The following is a 6,756-nucleotide window of genomic DNA, read 5'->3' on the forward strand; positions in this document are numbered from 1 at the left end:
GCCTTCCTTCGCCATCACACGAAACACGGTCATGGGGAAGAGCACCACGTGATATCCCATACCGGAGAATTCCTGGACGGTGAGATAGGGGGTTTGCCCCCATTCAGTCATATTGGCGACAAGGATGCTCCCGGAATGTTTCAGAGCTTTGGCTGCCGTTTCAAATTCGTAGGCTGACTGTAGGGCCTCGGGAAAAATCGCGTCAGCGCCGGCGGCCCTATAGGCTCGCGCCCTCTCAATGGCCCCATCGAGACCCTCTACAGCGCGAGCATCCGTCCTCGCAATAATGACAAGATCCTGGTCCTGCTTGGCCTCAACCGCCGACTGAATCTTTTCACACATGCCCTCACACGAGATCAGATTTTTTCCCGGCAAATGGCCGCAACGTTTTGCCAACACTTGATCTTCAAGTTGGATTCCCACCGCCCCGGCTGATTCTAATTCCTGGACCGTGCGATAGACCTGGTGTCTCTCTCCAAATCCCGTATCGGCATCGACGATGACCGGAATCCGAACCCTTTGGGTCACATAACGGGTTTCCGTCACCACCTCCGTCATCGTTAAAAGCCCGATATCAGGTAATGCCCTGGAAGCCGCCAGCCCCGCTCCGGACACATAGGCTGCCGAAAAACCTGCATCCTCAACCAATCGAGCTGTAAAAGCATTAAACACGCCTGGCACAGCCAACGTGTCTCGTTGAAGCTCGGTTCGAAAGCGGCGTGCCCGACTCTGTGAGGTTATCTGTTTCCCACTCATCGTGTATCCATGACCGGTAGTGCCGACACTAGCGATTTGACGTCTTTCAGGTGATCCAGTTCCCACACGGTTTGGATGATCTTCGATCTGTCTTCTCGGCCGATTTTCCGTGAGGTCAACTTCTGAAACTTCAATTCCAGTGCGCGATCGGTGAGCGGGCGCCGTGGATGACCTCGGGGATGGTCAATCTGAGCCGTAAACGTCTTGCCGTCCATCAGAGTGACGTCAATTTTGGTGGCCATGGCATCCGGATATCGCTCAGAAAAATCTTTGACCTCTTCAACCCGGATTTTCTCCATGAGATTCAAGAGAACGGGGTCGTTCAGTCGATGCGGGGAAAATGACCGGGGAGAAATTTTTCCATCCGTAAGGGCAACTGCCACGCAAAAGGGAAGACTATGATCGGCCGTCTCACGGGTTTTGGGATGCCATTTTTCGGGGTCTCGCCCAATGATTTCGATGGCGACATCGCCACTGCCGACAATGATTGAATTGATTCCCTGGAGGACACATTCTCCATACTCCGCGAGTATGTGTTCACGAATGGTGAATGCGGCTTCCACCGCAGATTGAGCATGATATTCCAACGGATGGGGCTTAATGTAGGTGTCAAGAATTTTATAAGAAGAACCGTCCATTCCCCCCATGTCCGGAAGAGAGAATGTCCCCGAAATCACCTTCATAAATCCCTTCTCCCCTTCAAACATGGCCCCGGGTCCGGTCATACCCTCCCGGGCTGCATACCCTGCGAAGATTCCATTCCTGCCGGCATTGGCAAACGCACAGGCTTTCCATAGGGAGACTTCCCCCACTCTGGTCTGACGAAGCGCGCCAGCGGTAATACCCGCCAAATTGAGTGCATGCACGATCTGTTTTTTGGGGAGCTTGAGTAGCCTGGCTGTGGCGACCGCGGTAGAAAACGCTCCGTAGGTGACGTGATCCCATCCTCGGGAGCGAAGCGCGGCGGCATCACACAGACGGCACTGAATCTCATAGGCCAGCACAATGGATTGAATCAATTGCCGCCCATGAAGGTGAAGACTTTCGGCAACCGCCAGACAGGCCGGAATATTATCAGACGGATGAGCCGGTTCTTTTGAGAGATAGGTATCGTTATAATCGAGATACCGGACCGCCGTGCCATTGGCAAAGGCGGCCATATCCGGGCTTGTTCGATGGCGGGTTCCCCATACAGTCGCCCCTTCGTTTAATACAACGTGTGTCGCTAGACGCCTGGCAATCCTGCAAGGGAGTGCGGTGATAGCCCCATAGGCACAAGCCAGACTATCCAAGACCCGTCGCTTCACCTCATGGATCACTTCAGGAGGAAGGTTCTGAAAGGTAAGAAACTCCGCATACTTCGCTAGCCGTTCAGCAAGCATCATCCCCCCATGCGTTCAGACCAGGCGGCATCTCTTTCCATGAAAAGAACTCTTCGCCGCGTAGACAATTGGGACATTCCGAAATTTCCCATTGAGGCATCGTTATATTCGTGCCGTAGTAAAAGGGATATCGGGACATCAGGTCGTCCATTAATGGGAACTGCCCGCTATCCCGACGGGCAAACACCATCATCCCGACCACATGACCGCCATGATCGGTCACAATGGTTTCAAGTTTGTTGACGCAACTTCCTCGCGCTGTCACATCATTCATCACCACAAAATTATCCCCTTTTCGTATCGAGTCTTCAGAAATCTCCACCCCAATCTTTCCTGTTTCCGGATTGAAAGGAGCGTAGACCACTCGCACAGGCATATGAGGGCTGAGGATGGTCGCCATACCCTCTGCCAGCAACCGTGCATCCGAGGCCGGAACGAGGAGTCCGTCGATTCGATGGTGTTGGCTCAGGCCCAGAACCCACTGCCCCATATCCTTACTGATAAGAGAAAGCCGGTCCGCATCACGTGCAATGGCTTCAAATCCTAAATAGGTCGCGGTATGGTGGCCGGACACCACTGAGACATGAGTATCGAACAGGACTGCCTTTGAGTCGCGCAATATCCGAATGACCTCGTTTTTCGACAATGAGGAACAAGGGGATCTTTCGACAATCGCTCTAAGCCTTTCCTCGACGGTTGAATCAACATAAAGCCTTCGTTGATAATCGACCAACTCCGATATTCGTTTGTGTTTTTCAAGCACCAGATTCATGTTCAATTCTCCTTGATAATCTTCGTTTTCAATTTTCCAATAGGCTGAATTTCCAACTCCACGACATCATCCGGTTGTAAAAACCGGTCCATCTCCAATCCACATCCCCCACCCACGGTTCCGGAGCCAAATACTTCACCGGGATAGATTGTTTCTCCCCTGGACACATGTTCAATCATTTGAGCGAACGACCAGTAAATGGTCCCAAATGACCCTTTCGACCAGACTTCTCCGTTGACACGAGCCACCATGGCGACCTCCTTCAGGTCTGGAATCTCATCCGGCGTCACCAGGCAGGGTCCCAAGGCCGTGGCAAAATCTTTCCCTTTTGCGGGTCCAAGCCGACAGGCCATTTCCTGGAATTGAATGTCCCGCGCACTGAAATCATTCATGATGGTATAGCCGGCAATATAGTCCCAGGCTTTATCCACGGGGATATCTCTCCCCTTTCGACCAATGACACAGGCCAGTTCAAGCTCATAATCGAGTTTTTTGGTCTGTAACGGCCATAGAAGAACATCTTCAGGTCCGATGATGGTCAGTGGGTTGCCTTTGTAATAGACCGGCGCGTTGTACCACTCCGGCGGTATGGGTTGACCGCGTTTTTTTGAAGTCGCGGCGATATGCGCCTCAAAAGCAATAAAATCAAGAAGAAGAGGCGGATGAGGGACCGGCGCCAGCAACGAGACCGCCTCTCTGTCATACACAATCGTTTCACCATCAGGTCCGTGAACCGAATGGCCTTTTCCACTGATATAGTGAAAAGCCTCCCGGGCTCTATTCATTGCCGACACCTCTCCTTGAAGAAGCTCCAGCATCGACGAGGGAACTTCAGCTGCTGCCAGCCTGGAGGGTTGAGCCTCGCCTTCATCCGCCAACATCCGCTGGTAGGCCATGTTCAGATCAACGATGGTCTCATTGTGAAGCGCTCCGACCCGTGCAAATTTTCCAACCGGTGAGTGAACCTGGAAGGTGACAAGTTTCATGTTGTGCTCCAACTCATGGAATAGTTCTTCAATTCAACGGCCTCAGCCTCAAGCATGACATGAAATGGACGCCGTGACTCCACCATCACCGCAACTTCATTCGTCTGTGTTTGTGTTTGACTGGCCTCAACCGCCCCTGGATGCGGTCCATGATGGATGCCCTGGGGATGCAAGGTCAGAGTCCCTGGATGGATGCCCGACCGACTGAAGAAATTTCCCTTGTGATAAAAGAGGACTTCATCGAAATCCGTATTTCGATGATAAAAGGGGATTTTCAACGCTCCAGGCTCACTTTCTAGAGGCCTGGGGGCAAATGTGGATATCCACACCCCTCCTGCCTGGAAGGTCGCATGCACACTGGGAGGCAGGTGATACCGTGGACTGGTCACCGGTCGAAAATCTCGAACGTTGAGTTTCGTCGGCCAGACCTCTCCCTTCCACCCGACCACATCCAAAGGAGAAAAAGGATAAAACACCTTGGTATAGGTTCCATCCCGTTTGATGCGAAGCTCCCATTCATGCTGACCTTTATTTTTGGCAGGCGTTGGCAATTCCGGCACCACGAGAACCTCGGGATCGAATAGCGCATGCTGTCCTAACAAACCCCGTTCAGGCAGCATGACCGGTCCATGAGTTTCGATGATCAACACGACCCCGGGCCCTTCCTCCACAACTGTCCGGTAGGTCGTCCCTTTGGGAATAACCAGATAGTCTCCGGGTTCATAAGACAGCACGCCGTAATCGGTTTCCAGTAGACCACGCCCTTTGTGCACAAAATGCACCTCATCGCCATCCGCATTCCGAAAATAATACGGCATCGTTTCTTTTCTTCGGGAAATATGCACCCGGACATCCGGACTTCGTAATATTTCAACCGGTCGGTCTTCTTTGGAGAAGAAATCAGGAGGAGTCAAGTCGTGACATTGAAAAGCCCGAGGCCTGCAAGGGCCATCGATTCGGAGCCAGTTGGTGGGAGGATGCATTCGATACAGATGGGAAGCAGGACCGGCAAATCCCTTTCGCCCATGCTCCTCTTCATACAGCCCAGATGGGATGTTGACATGCGCTTGGCGGGGTGATTGGCCTTTCCTTGTTAAGTACATGGGGTCCTTTCTGTTTTCTTAAAACCCTCACGCCATGGCTCTTTATGGAATATGCCCAAAATCAATAATGGTCTGCTCCACTCCCTGCGTTTGATTACGTTCAATATCTTGATACAAAGACTCGACCGTGCTCTTCACAAACGTCTTGGACTGTTCCTGCCCCTGTCTACGCTGAGTGAGTTCAAAGAAAATTCCACTGCCGGGAAACAGTGGATAGGTAAAACGCTGACGGAGTGGACCAAATCCATCCCGTCCTTCCTTGACAGGTCCGCTAAACTTCACGCCATGGGCCTCCCATTCCTGGCACACGGTTTCGATATCGTCAACTTCCAGGGCGACATGTTGAATGCCGGGCCCAAACCGCTCGACAAATTCCGTAATCTGTGACTTACCAGTTTTATCCCGCCCCTGCATGAGGGCGACCCGGATATTGTTCCGTTGAACCACGATGGTATCCATGCTGGATCTATCAGAACCCACATCGTTCGCAGACCAGATCGTTTGAAAACCGAGGATATTGTTAAACAGGTGTTCGGCAGCATGAAGATCATTCACACAAAGCGTAATGTGATCGATTCCAACCGTGTCACCCATTGGATACTCCTTCCATATCAGGAAATCGAAACGACTTCTGCAGACTTATCCTTTGCCTCAGGATCCTCCGTCTCTCCATGAGCCTTGCCAGCCAAATTTAATTATAATTTACCATTAAAAAATAATTAATGGCAATCTTTTAAAAAATCCCACTTATGCATGGAGTTTTCAATAATTACAACGCCCACAGTCATTGCTTGTTATCCGTAAAAGTTTTATTATGATAATAATATTTTATTATTTACTTGCAAACTGACATTTGCACTTATCTTTGCGTACAAATGGGATTCAGACACTCCGAAAAAGGAGGCCACCATGTCAGAATTTCACCGGGAGATGAGAGAATTCGTTCTTCACCATGGCGCCATCAATAACTCCTACCTAAAGCGGTTCAAGCAAGGATTGGCATCCGACCATGAGCTCTATGATTTTGCAGTGGAGTTTTACAACTTTGCCCGATTCTTTCCAAAAATTCTTGTGGCCCAACTGGTCAATACCGAAGATGAATCCGTCGCCGATGAATTAACCAGGGTCTTATATTCCGAATTAGGAGACGGTCACCCCGAAAACAGACATGAGTTGCTCTATCGCCATTTCCTGCGTTCCCTCGACATCGACATCCACCAAGCCCTTGCAACCCCCATGATGCCTTCCACCCAGGCCTACATCGGGGGCTTGGAGGCGTTGTACAGCAGTGGAAACCACGAGCAGGCTTTGGGAGCCTCCTTCGGCCTGGAAAACATGGCCATCACCATGTGGGATCACTTGATTCCCGGCTTGCAGTCCATTCGCCGGGAACGAAGCCCTGGCCTGGATCTGAGGTATTTTACGTTTCATCGTGAATTGGAGTCTGCCCATGAAGAAGCCATGGTGCATGCTGTTGCCGCGCTGGAAGAACATTCCTCCGATCAAGGGAATCTCTCATCTCACGAACGACAAGAATTTTACGGGGGCGTCCGACAAGTCCTCGACTTTCTTGAAGGATTTTGGATGGGTCTTGAGCATCAACGGTCGCTCATGCCCCCTACCCACCTACATAAACATTCACGCCAAGGTCGGGTCACACTTGGAGGCATGCGATGAGTGAAGCACCCAGTGCTCTTCATGATACCGGACTTCTACCCGGAGACTCCGGGCCTTTTTTGGTATCCGAGAGGTGAGGT

The 6,756-nt window shown here is 51.3% G+C and carries 7 protein-coding genes; 1 reads left to right on the forward strand and 6 read right to left on the reverse strand.

The features are described from left to right. The 6 genes from AAH187_RS18325 to AAH187_RS18350 form a co-directional block, all read right to left on the reverse strand. Window positions 1-756 (reverse strand): isocitrate lyase/phosphoenolpyruvate mutase family protein (locus AAH187_RS18325; RefSeq protein ID WP_342349933.1); only part of this gene is annotated, 756 nt, incomplete at its 3' end. Beyond that, complete coding sequence (locus AAH187_RS18330; protein ID WP_342349934.1) at window positions 753-2,141, reverse strand: MmgE/PrpD family protein; 1,389 nt, start codon at window positions 2,139-2,141, stop codon at window positions 753-755. The genes AAH187_RS18330 and AAH187_RS18325, both read right to left, overlap by 4 nt. Continuing rightward, complete coding sequence (locus tag AAH187_RS18335; protein WP_342349935.1) at window positions 2,128-2,910, reverse strand: hypothetical protein; 783 nt, start codon at window positions 2,908-2,910, stop codon at window positions 2,128-2,130. The genes AAH187_RS18330 and AAH187_RS18335 overlap by 14 nt, the downstream gene beginning before the upstream one ends. Before the next feature lie 2 nt (window positions 2,911-2,912). After that, entirely contained in the window at window positions 2,913-3,896 is a 984-nt protein-coding gene (locus AAH187_RS18340; protein ID WP_342349936.1) for a fumarylacetoacetate hydrolase family protein, read from the reverse strand. Beyond that, window positions 3,893-4,999, reverse strand: a complete 1,107-nt coding sequence (locus tag AAH187_RS18345; protein ID WP_342349937.1) for a homogentisate 1,2-dioxygenase — start codon at window positions 4,997-4,999, stop codon at window positions 3,893-3,895. Before AAH187_RS18345 ends, AAH187_RS18340 begins: the two co-directional genes overlap by 4 nt. 42 nt (window positions 5,000-5,041) lie before the next feature. Continuing rightward, window positions 5,042-5,593: a VOC family protein gene (locus tag AAH187_RS18350; protein ID WP_342349938.1), complete on the reverse strand. Its 552-nt coding sequence runs from the start codon at window positions 5,591-5,593 to the stop codon at window positions 5,042-5,044. 315 nt (window positions 5,594-5,908) lie between these two features. On the opposite strand from AAH187_RS18350, the gene AAH187_RS18355 reads away from it, so the two are divergent. Further along, entirely contained in the window at window positions 5,909-6,676 is a 768-nt protein-coding gene (locus AAH187_RS18355; RefSeq protein ID WP_342349939.1) for an iron-containing redox enzyme family protein, read from the forward strand. The last annotated feature ends 80 nt before the right edge of the window (window positions 6,677-6,756 follow it).

Origin of the sequence: uncultured Nitrospira sp. (assembly GCA_902500695.1) — a bacterium.
In the GTDB taxonomy this organism is placed as follows: domain Bacteria; phylum Nitrospirota; class Nitrospiria; order Nitrospirales; family UBA8639; genus Nitrospira_E.

Coding starts and splice junctions, on each gene's coding strand:
- AAH187_RS18335 (WP_342349935.1), bottom strand. CDS start 2,910: ATGAATCTGGTGCTTGAAAAACACAAACGAATATCGGAGTTGGTCGAT.
- AAH187_RS18355 (WP_342349939.1), top strand. CDS start 5,909: ATGTCAGAATTTCACCGGGAGATGAGAGAATTCGTTCTTCACCATGGC.
- AAH187_RS18340 (WP_342349936.1), bottom strand. CDS start 3,896: ATGAAACTTGTCACCTTCCAGGTTCACTCACCGGTTGGAAAATTTGCA.
- AAH187_RS18330 (WP_342349934.1), bottom strand. CDS start 2,141: ATGATGCTTGCTGAACGGCTAGCGAAGTATGCGGAGTTTCTTACCTTT.
- AAH187_RS18350 (WP_342349938.1), bottom strand. CDS start 5,593: ATGGGTGACACGGTTGGAATCGATCACATTACGCTTTGTGTGAATGAT.
- AAH187_RS18345 (WP_342349937.1), bottom strand. CDS start 4,999: ATGTACTTAACAAGGAAAGGCCAATCACCCCGCCAAGCGCATGTCAAC.